The organism is Lentibacillus amyloliquefaciens, assembly GCF_001307805.1.
Lineage (GTDB): Bacteria > Bacillota > Bacilli > Bacillales > Amphibacillaceae > Lentibacillus > Lentibacillus amyloliquefaciens.
Genome location: NZ_CP013862.1, coordinates 549,077 through 568,493, shown reverse-complemented (window position 1 = coordinate 568,493; position 19,417 = coordinate 549,077). Strand labels below are relative to the sequence as shown.

The following is a 19,417-nucleotide window of genomic DNA, read 5'->3' as shown; positions in this document are numbered from 1 at the left end:
GATTTTTATTACAATTTGTTTACAACTTCTTAACATTTTAAACGATTTAACTATTACTGTAAATCCTACTCAAACTATTACACTGAATTTATTAAGACGCCCAAATGACAGGTCTCAGATCAAGTGATTATTCAACAATCTGGCTCTTATATATGACACGGGCGCCAATCTTTTATTCAAGAATGGCGCCCGATTGCAGAAGATCCTGTTAAGTATTTTTGAATGGTTTTGAATAATATAACAGGAATTCTATAAGTTTTTTATTTACCTCCTTTGACCCTTGACCAAGCCATATAAGATGCCCCCATGTATCAAGTAAGCATAACCTCGAATCTGAAATTTGCTGATGTGCATAATAAGCATGTTCCAATGGAACTGCTTCATCATGTTTGCTGTGTTGGATGAGGGTGGGGCAAGATATAGCTTCCAAATCCTTTATAGTGATCTCCTTTGTTTGCGATAAATCAATTAAAAATCCGTACCCTGACCGTTGGCGATTGTTCATCCGTCTGATTTCATCAACATCTTCGTCTGCCATCTTTTCTTTTATTTGTTTATACGGAAGCTTACTAAACGAAGGTGTCATTTGTTTAAACATAAACTCAGGGAAAAGATTGCTCATGCTTGAAATGAGTTTCCAAGTAATTCTTTCCATAGAAGGACGAAACAGAATCTGTGCTATTTTATATATTTTGTCTTTAGGCGTGTGCCACTCTTTTGTAACAGCACTTTGTAACGTTAATGTTTTGACTTTTTCTGGGTAATGAGAAGCAAAATAAAGACCACTTGGTCCACCAGCTGAAACAGCAATAAGATGTATTTTTTCAATGCCTAAATGATTTAAAAGCCCTACATAGTAATCGCAGGCCTTAGATAAACTTTCTCCAATTTCCTTTGAAGTTTTCCCATACCCTGCCCTTGACGGTGTAATGATTTTGAATCCATTCTCTATGAGTGAACAATATCCAAATTCCTCATAACAACTGGAATGACCACCATGCATGACTAGAACTGGTACACCTTCTTTTCCTATGATTGAATATTCGATAGTTTGATTATCTACTGCATATGTACCAATAATTTTCTCCAATACCCCACCCCTTAAATACGTTCTTGGTAGCAATTGTTATGCCATTAAATGGCCCTTATAAGCAAAAGGTGGCGCTTATTCCGTTCCCGCGCCCGTTTGTTGTATACAAATATTCTAACATAATGAATCCGCACCTTCTAAAAACTCAGAAACTGGTTAGCCTCCAAAAAGGGTTTTAAAAAAACAACTTCTGGGGGTTTTATTATTTTTATCTTTTGACGGCAGAAGACCCCCTTTTCAAAAACGCATCAGTGTTTTAGGTGGGCGATGAATGCCGAAACAGTAAAAAGAGAAAATATAAGGAAAATTCTATTCTCTTTTTGCTTATAATATAATAGATGAAATCAAAATAAATATATTTTTTGAAATTAGCACCAATTTACCAAACTCACAAATTAAATTAGTTAAAAAATACCATTTTTCCGACAAAACACTGAATAAACGACGTAATTATGACATAATTGTTTACGATATTCATCTCATAGAAAAAGGAGTGGGACCGTATGAAAAAAAACAGATTAAACAAACGGGATCTTTTCCAATATATAGGTTTCGGTATTATAATGCTTACACTTATTTCAAAGCTGATTTTAAGTTTTACCGGTGTGACCCAAAAAATGTCTCAGTTGGTTTATCACGGGTATGACCCATTAGGTGTCACTATAGGCTTAGTCTTTTTGGCCCTGTCATTCCTGTTCCCTAAAAAAGATTAAATTTGATGAAAAAAATAACATTTGTTAAAATTCACTCAGAAAAATTTTCTAGGAGGGGAATAATGAGACGCATTTTCTCATTATTTTTAATTGTAACTTTGATACTTGGCACAATCCCGACATCGGTGATTAACGCCTCATCTGCGAGTAAACAAGAAAATAGCAAAGTGACAGTTAAAACTGTAAAAGAAACCACAAACTACAAAAAATACCAATTGAGTAATGGGGAAATTTTGGAGTCGAAAACAAAAAACGGCAATTCTTTCTATATTGCTTCTGATGGTGAAAGAGAATACAAGATTACCAACAAAAATGGAACCATAACAGTTAAGGACAAAAAAACCGGTAAAATTGTCAACGAGCAAACAGTTAAATCGGAGACTCCGAAAGTTGGCACTTTCTCTTATCAAGACCCTGGCGGCGGTTCGAGGTATAGATATTACGGAACTAGACATATGAGCTTAGACCAAGTTTATGCTTCAGTCGGCGTTCTTGCTGGTGTAATTGCATCTGCCCTTGGTGCCGGAAAAGCTTCTAGTGCTCTTATTTCCGCAGCAACCGCTTATATAAACTTACAGTTACCTAAGGTTTATTGGATAGAAGATCAATATCGTTATAGAGAAAATATTTGGAAATATATAAAGCGTAGTAACGCTTTTTATAAATATCACGATTACTCAGGTTATATAACAACCGAGAATACTTATAGCAAACTTAGAATGGGTCTTTGATACATCAATCGTAGTAAATTTTACAAAAATAATAAAACACCCATTTTATATTAAGGGTTTAGTTCCAGGGGAGAAAAATGATATTAGCGAGGTAAAAAACGCACTAACTGGTTTCAATTTCACCTGCAAATCAACAATATAAATAGCAAACAAAAACGCTCAGACACATTCTGAGCGTTTTTGCGTTTATAATTGGCTCCCAACACCCTCCAGCTTAGCTTACGTTTTCTTAATAATGCTGATGCTGTGATAATTGCAAATAAAATGGCTCCAATGATAAGTCCTTAACCCTAAAGAAAAGTAATCAAAAAACAGGATACACCATCAAAATCGTAAAAAGATACCCTGATAAAGTAGCTGGTAGAAACCTTTTTAAGTTCACATTAATCACCTCAAGTAACCCTATCACTGTATACCTTATGCAACAAAATGGCTCTATTCAGGCACAGTGCTTATTCCACAACTGCGCCCGATTAATGAATATCCGCTAAAATAAATCTTATCTATGACCAACACACCTCGTTGATTTCATAGTCTTCTGAGGAATCTGCTTCCCCTGTTAAACACGAAAAACAGCTTTGGTAAGCAACCGCACTGCCTATCGCCCAGATTTCCTGACCACAGTTGAAACAAGTTTCTCCATTTTTCTTATCTTTAACTGCCTGTTTCAGATCCTTTCTTAACTGATTAGGATTTTCTTCAGGATTATTTTTGCAATGCTTATTCACAAAAGCTTCTATCGATATGGGTACCATGTATGCCTCCCCTTTCTCATTGTCCTTATTTCCTATTCTATCGTAATTCTTTAATTCGAAAAACTGTTTCTTATTTAGTCAATGAAAATGGGCGCTCTTTTCAAAGAAAGCGCCCGATTGATTAGTAATGTGGTTCATTTTTTCTCAAATTACTCTCCGCAATAAAAAATACAATAAGAGCTACTCCCATAAAAAATGAATTTAATGTGTTAGAAATTAATCCGTACAGAGATAGTGTTATTATGCTTAGGAGTATAACAGTAAGAATAATTCTTAGTCTCAAAAATTTCCCTTTGAAATACTTTGACATTCAATACTCCCCTTTGTATCCTTGTTCAACAATATAGCCCGTTTCAGAAAGACGCACTATTCGATTAGCGCGCCCTTTTATAGTATAGTGTAAAAAGGATCAAACCCTCCCTGAATATATCAATAAAAATGTACTTAGTTATCTGAATTTATTGATGGTTCCTCAGTAATGTTTTCATCTGTTTTCACGCCCATATTTGAAATAACAATTACTGTAAAAATTAATATGCAACTTATTAAAACATAGCCAAGAATCTTATAACCTCTTGTTTTACTTTTGATGACAAGAAAGATGCCAAGAATTAATATTAATAAAATCAACCATATCATAAATGTTCACCTTCTTTGGATTTCATTACGCAATTTGTCTCAATGAACGAATAACGAACGCATTTTTATTCCTGATAAGCGCCCGTTTGTTTTAAAAAAATGATCAGTCTTCAACCGATTTGTTTTCTTTAGATGTTGGCAAATTAAAAAACCAATTAAAAAATGTGGCAGCGAATGAGAGACCTATTATTTCCAATATATCCTGATCATAAAAAGAAAGTGTGAGATTCAGTATCAATGAAAAAACTAACATTGATAAGAAAAATAAAATATGTTTTAACATTTATTCACCTCAGTCAATCTGAGAAGAGTGCATTCTCCGAACAATATGCCCGATTCAGGCACAGTGCTTCTTCAACAACTGCGCCTTTTTCTGGAATACTTATGCAATCGATATTATTCAAAAAGTCGTTCATCCTTATCACTTAATTTAATACGAAAAAGCAGAAAGGGAACAAATATAAGACTTAAATACCCTAGTGTAAATAATTTTTGTGTTCCAATCGAAATGTATTGTCTATGACCACAATTAGGACAATTCTTCCCATTCTTTGAAAATCCGAGCGACAAAATCTCTTTAACTTTCCACTTGTAATTACAGTTAGTACAACGTGCCATAAAATCCCCCTCCTATTTTTCTTTGAAGAAGTATTTCACAAACTGGCCCTTATATGCTATGCGATTGTGGCGCTAACCCTTATTAGGGAAAAGCGCCCTACAATGGCAATTTGGACGCTGTACTTTATTCCGCAAGTGCGCCCGCTTTTTGAATAATTTCTTATGGTTCGCTAATTCCTACTGCTCCGAGTAAAAGAAAATAAGCAAATACTAACACTGCGCTATTCAACAGAATTCCTATTATAACAAACCACATTTTTTTAGATATTATAGCAAAAATAATTCCAAGCATAGAAAGTATTGTAAACACGATTATTACCGAAATAAAATTTATATCAGGACCTCTTACTATAAAGAAAAAAATGATATTTATTAACACAGTTAATATTGACAACACGCCCAATATATTCTTTGCTTTTTTCTTATGCAAAATTACAACCCCCCTTTAGATCATGTAACTGCTAAACTAAAATGGACAGTTTTTGCTCGATAGAATTGAACACTTTCTGCCCCAAAATAATCCCAATTTCAGTTAAACTAAGTATAAAATAACTGAAGTTATGGGGGAACGAGAAGGTGTTTAAATTAGAAGTGATAGTGCAAGTGCATCAATTAAAAAGACAGGGTTTTAAAATTTCAGCCATCGCTAGAAAGTGCAACTTATCGAGAACGACTGTTTATGAGTATTTAGAAAAAGACTTTGAAGAAGCTTGTAGGTGGGTGGATGTGTTGAGAACAAGAAAGCGAAAACTGGATCCTTACCAGGACCATATCCTGGGGTGGTTAAAAGAACACCCGGATTTATCAGCTTCACAGATTTCGGATTGGTTAGAAGAACGTTGTTCTTTTACGGATGTAGGTGATAGTACCGTCCGAACTTACGTCAGAGAACTGCGCGAAAAACATCACATACCCAAAACCTTTACGTTCCGTCGTTATGAGGCATTGGAGGAATTACCGAAAGGTCAACAACTACAAGTTGATTTTGGAGAAATAAAAGTCCCGACGTTTGAGGGGAAATGGAAGAAGCTATACGTCGTTGCCTTTGTCCTATCCCACTCTCGTTACAAATATTCTGAGTGGCAGGATCGCCCTTTTACGACGCATGATGTTTTACGCAGCCATGAAAATGCATTTGAGTATTATGACGGTATGCCTGAGGAAATTGTATATGACCAGGATAAATTAATGACGGTAAGTGAAAATGGAGGCGATATTATATACACAGAAGCGTTTCAGTCTTATAAACAACAGAGAGGATTTTCCGTTTATTTATGTAGAGCAGCAGACCCTGAATCTAAAGGGAAGGTTGAAAATGTGGTGAAATTCATTAAACAAAACTTCGCCAAGAATCGTATCTTCCACCAAATAGAGACCTGGAATGAGCAATGTCTGGCATGGCTTAAAAGAAAAGGTAATTATCAAGTGCACAATACAATAAAAAAGAGACCTGTCGAAGTGTTTGCCCTAGAAAAGCCACACTTACGAAAAGTCTCTTCTCCACTCTCTTTCGAGAGTAACCATAGGTTAAGTATAACAAGGACTGTGCATAAGGACAACATTATTAAATATCAATCGAACCGTTATTCCGTTCCACTTGGAACGTATCAACCTCATGGTGATAATACTGTTTATCTTAGAACTGCAGAAAACAAGCTTATTATTGAAAAGACACCTGGAGGTGCACCGATAGCGACTCATCCCCTTTCCTTAGGAAAAGGGCAACTGGTCAAGAACAACAATCATTTCAGGGATAGATCAAAAGGCATTAAAGCCTATATGGATACCGTAAAAGCTTCTTTTGATGATCAGGATAAAATACAATTATTCCTGGAAGCAATTTATGAGCGATATCCCAGGTATATACGAGATCAGCTGCAAATTGTACAACGGGCAGCTAAGGATTTCCAGCCGTTTATTCAACCAGCTTTGAATATTTGTATTGAACAAGCTTTATGGAGCGCCAATGACTTTCATGACGTCGTAAAACATCTCTCAAAAAAGAAAGAGTATGAAAATAGAGCTCTACTATCTGATATTCCGACTATAGAGACGTCCACCATTCATTACCAAGAAAGAGCATCGTTAAGAGAACTGGACGACTATCTTAAGATTTTAGGAGGGGTATAGGTTGGAATACTCAGTGGAAAATTTACAACAGCAGCTTAAGAATTTAAGACTGTCAGAGACATCAAAAGCATTACCAAGTTTTTTAAGGAAAGCAGAAACCCATTCATGGACCTATCAAGAATTTCTACGTGAATTACTTACGTATGAAGAAAAACGACGTGAAGAAAAAACAATAGAAAAACATCTGAAGTGGGCAAAGTTTCCTTATCAAAAAACGCTAGATGACTTTGACATTCAAGAACTGCCATCGCTTAGTGAGCGACAATTAAGGCAGCTACAGGAACTAAATTGGCTTGAAGAGTCATTTAATCTCATATTTTTAGGGCCACCAGGGGTGGGAAAAACACATATAGCAATAGGATTAGGATTAGAAGCCATCTATAAAGGTCAGCGTGTATCGTTTATATCCATGGGAGAACTAGTACCTCTATTAAAAACGGAAGAATTCCTACGGAAATCACAGCTTAAAATGAAACGCATTAGAGAGGCCGATCTCGTCATAATAGACGATCTTATGTATATGGCTATGGATCAAAACGAAGCCAATTTGTTTTTTCACCTTATTAATCATCTGTATGAACGAAGTTCTATCATACTGACATCTAATAAAGGCCCAGAAGCATGGGGAGGATTACTTGGAGATCAGGGAATCACCACGGCGATCTTAGATCGCCTCCTCCATCGCTCGGAGATTATTCACTTTGAGGGGGAAAGCCATAGAATAAAATATCGAGAGTCTTTGTTTCCGGCGAAAAGTGTTCAAAATTAATGAGCAAAAAGTGTTCAAAACTACTTGACGGTTACAATCAAGAACCTTGTTCAACAATCTGGCCCGTTAATTGAATAGTCCATCAGAGTTTTTTCCATAGAAAAACCCCTTAAGATAATCATATCTCAAAGGGGAAAATCTTCGCAACTTCATTTTAAATTTATTTCTAAAATTGAATTATCATGGATCAAATCAAATTTGTTGATCAGTTGGCTCATGTTAAATCCTTGTGCAAAAAATAAGAAGGAGAATGACAAATGGAATTCCTAACACCCACAACCAAAATTCAGGTGAGTTGACAATGTTTAAATAAAAGTCAGTGTGCATAAACCACTGAAAAAGAGACAAAAACACAATACCACAGAAAACTGAAAAAGCAATAAACAAAAATATAAGCAGCATAGCGAATAGCGTTTTCTTAACTGTATGAACAAAAGTAATCATTAAGATTGTCCTCTTTCAGAAAAAACCCCATACAGTTTGCGCCCCAATATATCTAATGCTTCTCTTTTCATTTTGTAGTATTTTTTTCTTCCAATATATAGTTGGGGATAAATAATTTCATCACTATACCTTGATCCATCATTTCGTTTTCGCAAATACTTTAATTCAATCAACTCTTGTTCAATTGAACTTAAAGATTGAATGGCTGAATGCAGCATTTCCAACCATTCTGATACTTGTATTGCTTTTATGGCATACATTTCAGTCTTGCTCTTTTTGAAATTGCTGGATCCATGTGGCATATCCGATATGGAAGAAACAATGCTCGGTACTTGTGTTTCGTTTGCCATGGCTTTAACTTTAAAATACCGGTTTAGCCAGTTTTTTTCCGCATGTTCAATATAGAAATTCTGTTCATCCTTTAAAATGTCTTCAATTTCCTCTTGCGTGAACATGTTCTCAACATCCGAGCTGAACTGCATAAAGCGATTCACCCTTTCTGACATCTTAGATATTGATTTCAACCCCGGCTTTCTTCAATTAGCAGGATGATGCTTAGCCAATGTATGCATCACCCATGCTATTCGTTGAAAATAAATTGAGGCATGTTCCAAATCATCTTGTTCGACAGCTTCTAAAGCTTTAGCCAGGTTCATATCATAATAATCCCATTCCTGTTTCATGTATGCTTGAACAATTTGAGACACGATTAAATCCCCCTTAATGAGCTATAATTTAAAATCTCACTGACACACTCATATAAATCTTCTTTATTTGAATAGCATTCATGGTTAGATTCAGAGGCCATTTCGTACAGGCCATGTCGATTTTTTATGAGCGTCACTTTAATTTCTGGAATATACTTAGAAGAACCTTGTCGCATATGGCAAATCGCATTAAATAAAGGATCACACGCTTTTCCCAGGTATTCATAAACGTTTAATTGCTGGATTGTGTAGTCACTCATCGTGATTTTCCTTCCATTTCGTTACACGTTCCACCGTTGGATTCATGATTGTATGCCTTAACGCCCCTATCAGCATTTCTTCCTCGCTGTTCCTTCCATGCAACGTCTCCAACCATAAACGATACATAGTTAATGCCTCGGAAATAAGATGGGCTTCAGAATATCCAGCTTCAATCACGGTCTTTCCTTCATCACGTTTGTTAATGACTTGCATCTTAGCCCTCCTCGATTAGGCTATTTATTTGACGATTTCACATATGAGCTAACCATGGTATAATTGAAGATATCTTAATGGACATCAGAAAGTTTGATATTTAGGCGTATCGTTGTTTTCTGTTTTCCAGTTCATTAAGGTATTTTCTTGTTTCAGCTGCCGTTGGTACATATTTGTCACCAACGGAGCTTTTATGTTGCATCCATTCCCGCCATTTCCTGTCAGTCTCCACTTGGCTATCCTTCGGGTCAAACACCATCACGCTTTTCATACCATTCCACATCTCAAAAATTCCTCCTTCTGTAATCTGAACCATTCATAACGATAACGTTTGTATTGTCCATCATTCTTGAGAAATTCCGTTCATTGACCCGTTCTTTAAGGTCATCACTGCTTAAATTGGTCGTATAAACGGTTGCTTTACCTGAGCGATCATCCAGTATCTCGAAAAGTTTAGACGTAGACCATTCTGTTTGTTGTTCCGCCCCAATATCGTCCAGCACTAATAAGTCCACACGTTGAATAACGTTTAGCAGCTCATCTTCTGTGACGCCTTTTGTATTATAGGTCCCCTTAATTTTAGTAAGCAGTTTTGGAAGTGAGAGAAACAAGCATTCATAGTCTCTTTTCATCAACGCTTTCGTTATCGAAACCGAAAGATGACTTTTGCCTGTTCCATAATCGCCTGTCAATAAAAGATTCTGTTTGCGATCAAATGAATGGCTATACGCCAATGCCTTTTCTTTAGCCCGCTTTAAGTTGCTGTCGAGTGAATCAAAGTTATCGAATGTTGCTTCTTTCAGCGAGTCATTTATCAGCGAATAATAATTAAAGCTGGCCATCAGCTTACGATGTTTGAGCTGAATATATTTTTGTTCAGCTGCCTTTGCCAGTTTGATATCTTCACATCTGCATCCGTAATTTGCTATGACTTGCTCCCCTTCACGTGGTCCTGAAGGGATGATCAATAATGTTTGCGACACATGCTGATGGCAACCATCACACATAAACGTTTGAAGTCGTTTTTGTTCTGGACTCTTTATATGCTGTTTAACACTTTCCATCAGGAAGCCCCCTAAAATCCATAATTATAACCATCATTCGCAGCAGCTTGTTTCTTATGTTCTTTTTTGCTGTCCTCGATTTCTTCCAGTGTCAATAGCGATTGGTTTTCCCAGTTTCGGAGAATCCCCTCAATGTAATTCAACTGTCTTTTATTATTGGCACATGCTATCTCCATAGCCTTGAGTATCATTTTTTCAGGTTGCTTAAATGATGAATCGTCCAACCACGACAACAACTGGTTTTTTCCCTGAATATTATTCAACCCGAATCCGTTACCATCCCAAAATTGAAGGATTGCTGACGTCTGTTGTTGTTCTTGTTCTTTGTCTTCTTTCTTCTTTCTTCTCTCTTGTTCTTGTTCTGTTGCGTGATTGTCACGTGACGTCACATTTTTGGGTTTTTGTTCAATTTGTTTAGCCTTCTCACGCTCCCTTTGCCTTTGCTTTCTTAATTTATTCTGCTGCTTCACTCTATCCATCCCTTCAACATTTTGGTGTTTTTCCCAATTTGCAATGTGAATAAAGGAATCTTCGTCAATGTGAATCATGCCAAATTCACGTAAAGTCTTTAATGCAAGCCGTACAGTATTTACTGGCCTATCAAATATCGTAGCAAGCATTTCTTCCGTGTATGGAATATTTTCATTTAGATAAATATAGCCATTTGCATTGGTTTTGCCTGCTTGTGCCAGTAATTTCACCCAAATAACCAAAATAGTATCTGCCTCTGGCATCTGCTCTATCAGTTTTATTTTTTCATCTTCAAACATCGATATATCTAATTTAATCCATTTCAGATCTTGCATTATCCTCTCCCCTTTTTGTAATCATCTAATCCACTCCTTATCTCGCCATGTTGGCATTCGACTTTTCATACAAACCTGAATCGAAATGTTGTATTCTTGCTCGAGACAAGATAATAATGAATTGACAATTAGTTGCACATCCAGTAATTCTTTAACACCTTCCTTAACCTGAGTCAGTTCAGTATCATCAACAAATTCTGGTGATTTAACCAGACTTACTTTTTTAAAATATTCAATGGCCTCTGCAGATTCGTTAATAAAAAACTCTGCCAAAGCTAACCGATGCCATTCTATTGCCTTTCCACTGTCTGCAATGGGAGTTATGTAATCCCTTGCTGTCTGACGTGCTATTTCAAAGCCGTATTTGGCATCATTGTAATTATGAACGCTGTCCCTAACCAAATCTTCACTCATACTGGTTTTGTTAGATTCTAAACCTGAGTAAAGCTGCTGACTGATAAAGATGTCTTTGGCCATATTTTCTTGTGATAGGCCTTTCCTCCCCCTTAATTCTTTTAATGAGTTTCCAACTTTCATCTTCAAAATCTCCTCTTTTATAGTAATTTATTAAATTTATACAAACTAGAATCGTAGTATGTTAGAATCAACCGACTTTGAATATAGAATTTTGACCTGTGTTTACTCCGACCCATTCAGTATTCTGGTCAATCCAAACAAGAAGCTGCTTCGATGGGATTTTGGGACGACCGGTATCACGCAACACAGGGAAATCTTCCCTGTTTAATAGCTCCGATACCTTATTGTTCTTAATATCTAGAACGTCCTTGAGTTGCTCTCGGTTAAGCACAACTGGCAAGTTCATATAGCCATCAATTTTTTTGCTGAATTTTTCAAATGCCTGAGTTGCAATATTATCAGCGATTTGGTCCATGGTGTTTTCGTCTATTTGAAATTGAAACATTAGATTACCTCCCAGATATTACTTAGGACACATATTGTATTCCTGTTCACTAAAAAATATTTCTTGAACTGACACTCCATATAGTTTTGCGATTTTTAATTTTATATCATCTTGTGGAATACGTTGTGCAGTCTCATACATTTGTAAAGCCGAAATACTTATTCCTAGCAATTCAGCTACATTTTCCCGGTTTTTGCCGCCACGGAAGTCTTTTAATCGTTTTGCAATAATTTTTTTATTCATCAGTGCACCTCCCTTTAAACCACTTTTTGTGTCCTGGTGAATCCATTATAGGACACGTTTTGTAGTTTGTAAACACATTAAACACATTTTGTGAATTATGATATTTATTAACACGATTTGTGTTAAAATCTAAATAGGTGATGATGATGAAAAAGATAGTCGGTCCGCGCATCAGAGAACTTCGTCGTGAGATGGGTTTAAAACAAGAAGAGTTAGCCGAAAAATTAAATATGAGTAAAAGTTCAATCGGAATGTACGAGAGAAATGAGCGAAAGCCTGATTATGATACTCTGCAACAAATTGCAGATTTCTTTGGAGTTTCCCGCCCTTTTCTATTAGGAGATAGCGATCAAAAAAAAGGTTACGATGACTTCGACTCTCTAGCTGCTATTAAGGAAATTGTTGAAGACCTTGAGATCGAGGATTTATTCTTCCACAATATAGATGATTTGAAAAACCTTAGCCCAGAGGATGTTGAAGACATTAGACATCACCTTGAATATACGCTATATAAGGCTAGGCAACGTAAAAAGAAAGAGGATAAGCAATAATATCACTCATGAACGCACACCATATGACACTGATGTGCTTTTTAAATATACAAGATATTAATAACATGGAAATATTAAACGCCCTGCTTACTACAGATTAATCTGTAAAGATAATCGGGTGAATTCATAAAAAATTATGTAAATGGTGTACATCTATTTGTACACCATTTATAATACAATTAAACAGAACATACGTTCTAATCCATGAAGGGGGGATAGTTTGAAGTACATCACTACTCCATTAGAAGATTCCATTCAAAAACTATACTGGAGAATTGGGATTAAGGAACCTAAACATTCGATAGAAGACATTGCTACAAGATTAGGTATCAGCATCTGTTATCAAAAGATACCGCTATCAGCGGATGGGATCATTTTCATTGATCCCCTTCAAAATAAATGCAAGCAGCGTGAAGTTTTTACACACGAATTAGGTCATGTGCTACAACATGTTGGTGTCCAATTAGGTATGCCGGAGGATTTTCGCCATATGCAAGAAGCTAAAGCAAGAAATTTTGCGCTGCACTTCACAGTACCAACATTTATGCTTTTAGAACTCAGTATGCCTAAGTACCGAAATCAGGCTGTAAACTTGATTGCTGAAAGATTTGGCGTTACTCATGACTTTGCGGATGAACGTCTCTTGCACTATGAAAGACAGATAACCGGAGAGCTATTTTTTGAGGAACTTTTAAAAGGCAATGAATCTACAGAAGATTATAGCCCTGGTGAAATTGATATATACGGTGATTTGCCCTTTTATGAGCAACCCGATTTCAAAGAACTTATTGAAGAATTTAAAAAGAATGGTGCTACCGATGATGAAATTCAAGACATAATTGCTCAGATAAAATATAAAGAAGATATTAGCCAATGGTAATTTCAAAAATATTTACTACAGTAGGTTGATTTATACTTGAAGATATATATTTTTTGGAGGCGTAAGTTATGGCATACTATCGAAAAGTAAAGGCAAAAAATAAAAAAGGATATACATGGGCATTTACGATTGACAGAGGAATAGATCCTTCAACTGGAAAAAGAAAACAAATTACGAGAAGAGGCTTCAACACATCAAAAGAAGCTGAATTGGCGGCCACTAAAATTATTCAGGAGTTAGACACTGATGAATACATCGAAGAAAATAAAATAACTTTAAACGACTTTTTGACCGAATGGCTTGAGGTTTATGCAAAACAAAACGTTAGGCAGTCTACCTACAAAGGATATACCAGTGCCATATATTCAAGGATAATTCCAAAGTTTGGATTTATCCGAATCAAAGAAATAAAACCACCAATGCTTCTCAAATATTATAATGAGTTATCAGAAGAAGGTATTACTCCAGAATATATAAACTATCTACACACTATAATGAAACACTCATTAGATGCTGCCGTAACGTGGGGGTACATTAAGAATAATCCAGTATTAAAAGTTTCTCCCCCATCTCGGAAGCGGAAACAAATGGACACATGGAGTGTTGATGAGTGTAAAGCCTTTCTAGATTATACTAAAGAAAATGCCAAGCGGCATAAATACATGCTCTATTTTTTAGCCATTTTTACCGGCATGAGACGCGGTGAACTACTTGGGTTAAAATGGTCTGATGTTAATTTTAAAAATAGTACAATAAGCATATCAAGATCATTATATTATGTTCCGGGTAAAGGCACTGTTACTCACGAACCTAAAACATTGCATTCCATCCGGTCTATATCCATTTCAGATGAGGTTTTAAGTGAACTTCAGAAATACCAGACATATCAAAAGGAGAATATGTTATTGACCGGAAGCCATTTAAGTGATTCTCATTTTATTATTAGCCCTTCTGCAGGATCACCATTAAATCCAAATACAGTGCATAAGCTATTTCTATACGATGTCAAAAAGGCCGGAACAAAGCGAATCCGATTTCATGACTTAAGACATACACACGCAACAATTATGCTGAAACTGGGTGAGCATCCAAAAATAGTGTCAGAGCGTCTTGGTCATACCAATATCCAAACGACCATGGATAAATATAGTCATGTAACCCCAAATATGCAAAAAGATTCAGCAAACCGATTTGAAGATGCCTTCAAAAATGACATTTAGCAAGGATTGTGGTCATATTGTGGTCATACTGATTAAAAAACGCGCCTATCCCCTTTCGTATTAGGGTTTCGGCGCTTAATTAATTACATGACCCGCTTAAACATCTTTTCCAATTCATAGGAAGAAAAGTGAACGATAACCGGACGCCCGTGCGGACATGTGAAAGGATCGGAGCATTTCCGCAGGGCTTGCAGCAACGTGAACATATCATCGTTATTCAAATGATGGTTGGCTTTTATTGACCGTTTGCATGACATGAGGGCAGCCGCATCTTCTCTGATTCTTTCGACATCAACTTTTTCATCCTTCATGATTTGTTCAATCATTTCCCTGATTACTTCTTCTTCAAAGCCTTTCGGAAACCAGTTCGGATGAGAGCGGATGATATACGTCTGATTGCCGAATGGTTCAAAAAACAGACCAACTTTTTCAAGCTCCTGACCATGATGATCAATAAAAATCGATTCCTGTTTGGAAAAATCAAATGTTAATGGGATCAATAACTCCTGCAGCTCATTTTCTGTCTGGCCCAGTTTTTTCCTGAATCGTTCAAATTTTATCCTTTCTTGTGCTGCATGTTGATCAACCATATAAAAGCCATTTTCATTCTGCGCTAAAATGTAGGTCCCTTGAAGCTGACCAATCGGATACATGACAGGCACACGTTCCCCCGGATTTTCGATTTCAGTTTGTGAATCGTAATCAGTTACCGGCATTTCAAATGAGTCATAAGCCGGGTTCTCAGTTTGTTGTATCGGGTAATCTCTGCTCCTTTTCTGATCAGACTCCGGAGATAGCCCATTATGGCCGATATCAGGGGTGTTTTCATTTACCTGTGTCAGGTGCACTTGTGGCGTATGGTCCATCCGTGTGGATGACTTTTGCTCTGCTTCGCCAAACTGCAGGTTGCCCTGAACACTTTCATTTTTTTTGCCAGAATATTTCTGTTCCATCTCAGGTATCAGAGACGTTCGTTTAAATGCGTCACGGATAGTATTTTCAATTGCCTCAAATAATGCTTTATCCTTGCTGAAACGAACTTCCAGCTTGGTTGGATGAACATTCACATCAACTAATATAGGATCCATGTCTATTTTTAAAACAACGATGGGAGAGCGACCTATCGGCAATAGTGTATGGTAACCTCTGTTTATGGCTTGTGCCAACTGCATACTTTTTATAAACCTTCCATTCACAATCGTCGAAATATAATTTCGTGAAGCTCTTGTGACTTCTGGTTTCGCGATATACCCTTCAATGGAAAAATCCAGCGTTTCATGCTTAACCTGCAGCATTTTTCTTGCGACACTCATACCATAAACCTGACTGATAACTTGAAGCAGATCACCGGTTCCGGCCGTCTTGAACAGAGATTTGCCGTTATGAATTGCCTCAAACCGAATTTCCGGATGAGATAAAGCGAGACGGTTTAAGAGATCCGTGATATGCCCCAGCTCAGTGTGGATCGTTTTCATATATTTTAAACGCGCCGGTGTGTTGAAAAATAAATCTTCAACAATGATTTCAGTGCCTTGTCGTGCATCACTTTTTTCCCGGGCAGTTACGTCACCGCCTTCAATGGTCAAATATGTGCCTGCACTTTCTCCCAAGGATGTTTTAACTGTCAATCTGCTTACAGCTGCGATACTTGCCAGTGCTTCTCCACGGAATCCCAATGTATTCACACGGAATAAATCAGTCTCGTTTTGGATTTTGCTTGTGGCATGGCGCAAAAAGGCGCGTTCGGCATCATCTTCAGGCATGCCATGGCCATTATCAGTCACTTTTATTCGCTTTAATCCCGCTTCTTCAACTTCCATTTTTATCCATGTACTGCCTGCATCAATACTGTTTTCTATCAGTTCCTTAACAACGGAAGCCGGGCGTTCAACAACTTCTCCCGCAGCTATTTTGTTGGCAAGTCCATCTGGCATTTGAAAGATTCCCATGAAAACAGTCCTTTCCCAATTACTCTTTAGCCTGCTTTTGCAGCCGGTATAATTCATTCATGGCATCCATCGGTGTCATCTCAAACAGATTAATAGTTTTCAAATCCTTGATCAGCTTATGTTCAGATTGTGCAGCCGGTGCTTTCTTCTCTTTTATCTGCGGCCGACCCTCTGCAAAAAACGATAGTTGACCGGCATCTTCAATGGTCGACCGGTCTTTCTTTTCCAAATGTTCCAAAATTGAACTGGCACGGTCAATCAGTGATATGGGGAGGTCGGCTAATTTGGCAACATGAATGCCATAACTTTGATCAGCTGCCCCTTCTTTTACCTGATGAAGGAAAACAACTTTCCCGTCATATTCCTCAGCCCTGACATGAATATTTTTCAACCGGTCCAAAGAATCCTCCAAAGCTGTCAATTCATGATAATGGGTCGAAAATATCGTTTTAGCATGAATGTGATCATGAATCTGTTCCACAATCGCCTGGGCGAGTGCCATCCCATCATACGTACTTGTTCCACGTCCAATTTCATCAAGCAGAATTAAGCTGTTTTCAGTGGCATTGGCGAGGGCATGATTCGCCTCAAGCATCTCAACCATAAACGTACTCTGGCCTGATACAAGATCATCAGCAGCACCAATGCGTGTGAATATTTGATCGAACAAAAGCATCTCCGCTTTTTCACTAGGAACGAAGCAGCCAATTTGTGCCATGATAGCTGTCAAAGCAAGCTGGCGCATATAAGTGCTTTTTCCGGACATGTTCGGTCCGGTAATCAGCAAAATATTCGTCTCCTGGTCCAGAGAAATATCATTCGGAACAAAAGCATCATTTTTCATAACTTTCTCAATCACCGGATGACGGCCATTTTTAATTTCTAACCTTTCATTTGAAAAACGCGGGCGTATATACTGGTTGGCCTCACTTACTGATGCAAAACTTTGCAGCACATCTATTTGACTTACTAATTCTGCCAAGTATTGTATCTGCGGAATGCATTTTTTTACCTGTTCACGGATCTCCAGGAACAGATGATATTCCAAATCAATACTCTGTTCTTCCGCTTCCAGAATCAGCTGTTCTTTTTCTTTTAGTTCAGGGGTTATAAACCGCTCAGCATTTGTGAGTGTCTGTTTGCGTTGATACCTGTCTTCCGGAAGCAAATGCAAGTTAGCTTTCGTCACTTCAATATAATAGCCAAAAACCCGATTGAAACCTATTTTTAGCGATTTGATATTTGTCGCTTGCTTCTCTTTCTGTTCCAATTCGGCAATCCACTGTTTACCATTTCTGGAAGCCTCACGGTATGTATCAAGCTTTTCATGATAGCCATCCTTGATAAGCGCACCTTCTCTGATTGATACAGGCGGATCATTCCGGAGACTGGAATCAAGCAAATTGACAAGTTCTTCCGGAAACGTCAGATTGCGACTTAATTCCTGAATTCTTGGCTGGTCAAATTGCTTTAAAATTCGCTTAAGCTCAGGAATCTGTTCCAGCGATTGTTTCAGCTGTATCAGATCGCGTGCATTGACATTGCCAAAAGCGACCCGGCCGGCAAGCCTTTCCAGGTCATAGACTGATTTCAAAGCCTCCCACAGCTCTTCACGTTCCATAAAACCGTGCAAGAAACCTTCGACAATATCAAACCGTTCTTCAATTTCTTCTTTCTTTAGCAGAGGGCGGTCAATCCATTTTTTCAACATCCGCGTACCCATTGCCGTTACAGTCTGATCAAGCACCCATAACAAACTGCCGTGCTTGCCTTTTTTCATAATGGTTTCTGTGAGTTCCAGATTTCGTTTAGAGTACATATCCAATGATAGAAAATAATCCAAGTCAATCACGTTTGCCGGCTGCAAATGATCAAGCGAGCGTTTCTGGGTGTTTTGCAAGTAATTAAGTAATCTGCTGAAAGCTTGAACAAACCGCTTATCATTTAAGTTTTCACACAGATCCCGGTATTTTGCTTGAAAAGTTTCGTCATCGTGGAATGACAATGTTATATTCAGTTTATCACGTAAGGTGTTTTGCAATGTTTCAGGCAGATCAGGTGACACAACCATCTCTTTAATGGGCTGGTTATACAATTCATGAAGCACCGCATCCCATCCATCAGAAATGAGCGCAACATTGCTTTCCCCAATTGAAAGATCATTATAAACAATCACATAAGAGCCATCATCGAAATGAGAAAGACTTGCAATATAGTTATGATCACGTTCGTTGAGCATGTTTGTTTCCATGACAGTTCCAGGCGTTATTAATTGTACAACTTCCCGTTTCACAACACCTTTAGCATCTTTTGGATCTTCCATCTGCTCACAGATAGCAATTTTATAACCTTTTTCGACCAGTTTTTTTATATAATTGTTTGCGGAATGGTATGGCACACCACACATAGGTACCGAATCTTCTTGGCCGCCATCACGTTTCGTCAGGGTAATTTCCAATTCACGAGCTGCCTGGATGGCATCATCATAAAACATTTCATAAAAATCACCAAGCCGGAAAAATAAAAAAGCATCTTTCTGGTCGGCTTTAATTTTCAAATATTGCTCCATCATCGGTGTGTATTTAACCATTATTAATCCTCCAAAAAACATACGATATGTTGTTTCATTATAGCATATTTAAACGAATATCAACGAATAGACAGATTAAATCAATTATCAAAAAAACTTACGAGAGAGTAACCTCTCGTAAG

General features: G+C 37.4%; 23 protein-coding genes. 7 read left to right on the top strand and 16 right to left on the bottom strand.

The features are described 5' to 3' along the window. Nucleotides 1–208: 208 nt before the first annotated feature. The gene (locus AOX59_RS02850; RefSeq protein ID WP_068441550.1) at nucleotides 209–1,090 is read right to left on the bottom strand and encodes an alpha/beta fold hydrolase; all 882 of its coding nucleotides are present in this window, start codon (nucleotides 1,088–1,090) and stop codon (nucleotides 209–211) included. Nucleotides 1,091–1,593: 503 nt separating this feature from the next. On the opposite strand from AOX59_RS02850, the gene AOX59_RS02845 reads away from it, so the two are divergent. Beyond that, on the top strand, nucleotides 1,594–1,803 hold the full coding sequence (locus AOX59_RS02845) for a hypothetical protein (RefSeq protein WP_068441547.1): 210 nt from the start codon (nucleotides 1,594–1,596) through the stop codon (nucleotides 1,801–1,803). Nucleotides 1,804–1,865: 62 nt separating this feature from the next. Then, nucleotides 1,866–2,534 carry a hypothetical protein gene (locus AOX59_RS02840; protein WP_068441544.1) on the top strand — a complete coding sequence of 223 codons (669 nt, stop codon included), beginning with the start codon at nucleotides 1,866–1,868 and terminating at the stop codon, nucleotides 2,532–2,534. Nucleotides 2,535–3,037: 503 nt separating this feature from the next. Here AOX59_RS02840 and AOX59_RS02835 read toward each other — a convergent pair. The 3 genes from AOX59_RS02835 to AOX59_RS02810 form a co-directional block, all read right to left on the bottom strand. Next, complete coding sequence (locus tag AOX59_RS02835; RefSeq protein WP_237049359.1) at nucleotides 3,038–3,262, bottom strand: hypothetical protein; 225 nt, start codon at nucleotides 3,260–3,262, stop codon at nucleotides 3,038–3,040. 1,062 nt (nucleotides 3,263–4,324) lie between these two features. Continuing rightward, nucleotides 4,325–4,546, bottom strand: a complete 222-nt coding sequence (locus tag AOX59_RS02815) for a TIGR04104 family putative zinc finger protein (protein ID WP_068441527.1) — start codon at nucleotides 4,544–4,546, stop codon at nucleotides 4,325–4,327. Nucleotides 4,547–4,706: 160 nt separating this feature from the next. Continuing rightward, entirely contained in the window at nucleotides 4,707–4,976 is a 270-nt protein-coding gene (locus AOX59_RS02810) for a hypothetical protein (RefSeq protein WP_411712019.1), read from the bottom strand. A 146-nt stretch (nucleotides 4,977–5,122) separates the two neighbouring features. Between AOX59_RS02810 and istA the strand changes: the two genes are divergently transcribed. Then, nucleotides 5,123–6,676 carry an IS21 family transposase gene (istA, locus tag AOX59_RS02805; RefSeq protein WP_068441524.1) on the top strand — a complete coding sequence of 518 codons (1,554 nt, stop codon included), beginning with the start codon at nucleotides 5,123–5,125 and terminating at the stop codon, nucleotides 6,674–6,676. A gap of 1 nt (nucleotide 6,677) precedes the next feature. Continuing rightward, nucleotides 6,678–7,445: an IS21-like element helper ATPase IstB gene (gene istB, locus AOX59_RS02800; RefSeq protein ID WP_068441521.1), complete on the top strand. Its 768-nt coding sequence runs from the start codon at nucleotides 6,678–6,680 to the stop codon at nucleotides 7,443–7,445. A 443-nt stretch (nucleotides 7,446–7,888) separates the two neighbouring features. Here istB and AOX59_RS02790 read toward each other — a convergent pair whose 3' ends face one another. The 10 genes from AOX59_RS02790 to AOX59_RS02750 form a co-directional block, all read right to left on the bottom strand. Next, complete coding sequence (locus AOX59_RS02790) at nucleotides 7,889–8,395, bottom strand: ArpU family phage packaging/lysis transcriptional regulator (RefSeq protein ID WP_237049358.1); 507 nt, start codon at nucleotides 8,393–8,395, stop codon at nucleotides 7,889–7,891. Between the two features lie 30 nt (nucleotides 8,396–8,425). Further along, nucleotides 8,426–8,596 (bottom strand): hypothetical protein, encoded by a 171-nt coding sequence (locus tag AOX59_RS19475; RefSeq protein WP_156418617.1) that lies wholly within the window; start codon nucleotides 8,594–8,596, stop codon nucleotides 8,426–8,428. 2 nt (nucleotides 8,597–8,598) lie between these two features. Then, nucleotides 8,599–8,856: a hypothetical protein gene (locus tag AOX59_RS02785; protein ID WP_068441511.1), complete on the bottom strand. Its 258-nt coding sequence runs from the start codon at nucleotides 8,854–8,856 to the stop codon at nucleotides 8,599–8,601. Continuing rightward, entirely contained in the window at nucleotides 8,849–9,070 is a 222-nt protein-coding gene (locus AOX59_RS02780; protein ID WP_068441508.1) for a hypothetical protein, read from the bottom strand. Before AOX59_RS02780 ends, AOX59_RS02785 begins: the two co-directional genes overlap by 8 nt. Before the next feature lie 100 nt (nucleotides 9,071–9,170). Next, on the bottom strand, nucleotides 9,171–9,353 hold the full coding sequence (locus AOX59_RS02775) for a hypothetical protein (RefSeq protein WP_068441505.1): 183 nt from the start codon (nucleotides 9,351–9,353) through the stop codon (nucleotides 9,171–9,173). Nucleotide 9,354: 1 nt separating this feature from the next. Continuing rightward, nucleotides 9,355–10,134 (bottom strand): ATP-binding protein, encoded by a 780-nt coding sequence (locus AOX59_RS02770; RefSeq protein ID WP_068441502.1) that lies wholly within the window; start codon nucleotides 10,132–10,134, stop codon nucleotides 9,355–9,357. An 11-nt stretch (nucleotides 10,135–10,145) separates the two neighbouring features. Beyond that, nucleotides 10,146–10,904, bottom strand: a complete 759-nt coding sequence (locus tag AOX59_RS02765) for a phage replisome organizer N-terminal domain-containing protein (protein WP_237049357.1) — start codon at nucleotides 10,902–10,904, stop codon at nucleotides 10,146–10,148. 57 nt (nucleotides 10,905–10,961) lie between these two features. Further along, entirely contained in the window at nucleotides 10,962–11,477 is a 516-nt protein-coding gene (locus AOX59_RS02760) for a helix-turn-helix transcriptional regulator (RefSeq protein ID WP_068441495.1), read from the bottom strand. 67 nt (nucleotides 11,478–11,544) lie between these two features. Beyond that, complete coding sequence (locus tag AOX59_RS02755; protein ID WP_068441492.1) at nucleotides 11,545–11,862, bottom strand: hypothetical protein; 318 nt, start codon at nucleotides 11,860–11,862, stop codon at nucleotides 11,545–11,547. 18 nt (nucleotides 11,863–11,880) lie between these two features. Next, the gene (locus AOX59_RS02750) at nucleotides 11,881–12,105 is read right to left on the bottom strand and encodes a helix-turn-helix transcriptional regulator (protein WP_068441489.1); all 225 of its coding nucleotides are present in this window, start codon (nucleotides 12,103–12,105) and stop codon (nucleotides 11,881–11,883) included. A 140-nt stretch (nucleotides 12,106–12,245) separates the two neighbouring features. Here AOX59_RS02750 and AOX59_RS02745 point away from each other — a divergent pair, with 140 nt between their 5' ends. From AOX59_RS02745 to AOX59_RS02735, 3 genes are all read left to right on the top strand, one after another. Further along, nucleotides 12,246–12,656 (top strand): helix-turn-helix domain-containing protein, encoded by a 411-nt coding sequence (locus AOX59_RS02745; protein WP_237049356.1) that lies wholly within the window; start codon nucleotides 12,246–12,248, stop codon nucleotides 12,654–12,656. A 220-nt stretch (nucleotides 12,657–12,876) separates the two neighbouring features. Continuing rightward, nucleotides 12,877–13,536, top strand: a complete 660-nt coding sequence (locus tag AOX59_RS02740; protein WP_068441482.1) for an ImmA/IrrE family metallo-endopeptidase — start codon at nucleotides 12,877–12,879, stop codon at nucleotides 13,534–13,536. A 68-nt stretch (nucleotides 13,537–13,604) separates the two neighbouring features. Then, entirely contained in the window at nucleotides 13,605–14,756 is a 1,152-nt protein-coding gene (locus AOX59_RS02735; RefSeq protein WP_068441479.1) for a site-specific integrase, read from the top strand. Between the two features lie 83 nt (nucleotides 14,757–14,839). On the opposite strand, the gene mutL is transcribed toward AOX59_RS02735, so the two are convergent. Beyond that, nucleotides 14,840–16,705 (bottom strand): DNA mismatch repair endonuclease MutL, encoded by a 1,866-nt coding sequence (gene mutL, locus AOX59_RS02730; protein ID WP_068448103.1) that lies wholly within the window; start codon nucleotides 16,703–16,705, stop codon nucleotides 14,840–14,842. 19 nt (nucleotides 16,706–16,724) lie between these two features. Continuing rightward, nucleotides 16,725–19,295 (bottom strand): DNA mismatch repair protein MutS, encoded by a 2,571-nt coding sequence (gene mutS / locus AOX59_RS02725; protein ID WP_068441476.1) that lies wholly within the window; start codon nucleotides 19,293–19,295, stop codon nucleotides 16,725–16,727. Nucleotides 19,296–19,417 lie beyond the last annotated feature (122 nt).

What these genes read in the sequence shown, in the direction of transcription:
- AOX59_RS02845 (WP_068441547.1), top strand. Translation starts at nt 1,594, where the DNA reads ATGAAAAAAAACAGATTAAACAAACGGGATCTTTTCCAATATATAGGT.
- AOX59_RS02840 (WP_068441544.1), top strand. Translation starts at nt 1,866, where the DNA reads ATGAGACGCATTTTCTCATTATTTTTAATTGTAACTTTGATACTTGGC.
- AOX59_RS02815 (WP_068441527.1), bottom strand. Translation starts at nt 4,546, where the DNA reads ATGGCACGTTGTACTAACTGTAATTACAAGTGGAAAGTTAAAGAGATT.
- AOX59_RS02790 (WP_237049358.1), bottom strand. Translation starts at nt 8,395, where the DNA reads ATGTCAGAAAGGGTGAATCGCTTTATGCAGTTCAGCTCGGATGTTGAG.
- AOX59_RS02785 (WP_068441511.1), bottom strand. Translation starts at nt 8,856, where the DNA reads ATGAGTGACTACACAATCCAGCAATTAAACGTTTATGAATACCTGGGA.
- AOX59_RS02780 (WP_068441508.1), bottom strand. Translation starts at nt 9,070, where the DNA reads ATGCAAGTCATTAACAAACGTGATGAAGGAAAGACCGTGATTGAAGCT.
- AOX59_RS02775 (WP_068441505.1), bottom strand. Translation starts at nt 9,353, where the DNA reads ATGTGGAATGGTATGAAAAGCGTGATGGTGTTTGACCCGAAGGATAGC.
- AOX59_RS02770 (WP_068441502.1), bottom strand. Translation starts at nt 10,134, where the DNA reads ATGGAAAGTGTTAAACAGCATATAAAGAGTCCAGAACAAAAACGACTT.
- AOX59_RS02765 (WP_237049357.1), bottom strand. Translation starts at nt 10,904, where the DNA reads ATGTTTGAAGATGAAAAAATAAAACTGATAGAGCAGATGCCAGAGGCA.
- AOX59_RS02760 (WP_068441495.1), bottom strand. Translation starts at nt 11,477, where the DNA reads ATGAAAGTTGGAAACTCATTAAAAGAATTAAGGGGGAGGAAAGGCCTA.
- AOX59_RS02755 (WP_068441492.1), bottom strand. Translation starts at nt 11,862, where the DNA reads ATGTTTCAATTTCAAATAGACGAAAACACCATGGACCAAATCGCTGAT.
- AOX59_RS02750 (WP_068441489.1), bottom strand. Translation starts at nt 12,105, where the DNA reads ATGAATAAAAAAATTATTGCAAAACGATTAAAAGACTTCCGTGGCGGC.
- AOX59_RS02745 (WP_237049356.1), top strand. Translation starts at nt 12,246, where the DNA reads ATGATGATGAAAAAGATAGTCGGTCCGCGCATCAGAGAACTTCGTCGT.
- AOX59_RS02735 (WP_068441479.1), top strand. Translation starts at nt 13,605, where the DNA reads ATGGCATACTATCGAAAAGTAAAGGCAAAAAATAAAAAAGGATATACA.
- mutL (WP_068448103.1), bottom strand. Translation starts at nt 16,705, where the DNA reads ATGGGAATCTTTCAAATGCCAGATGGACTTGCCAACAAAATAGCTGCG.
- mutS (WP_068441476.1), bottom strand. Translation starts at nt 19,295, where the DNA reads ATGGTTAAATACACACCGATGATGGAGCAATATTTGAAAATTAAAGCC.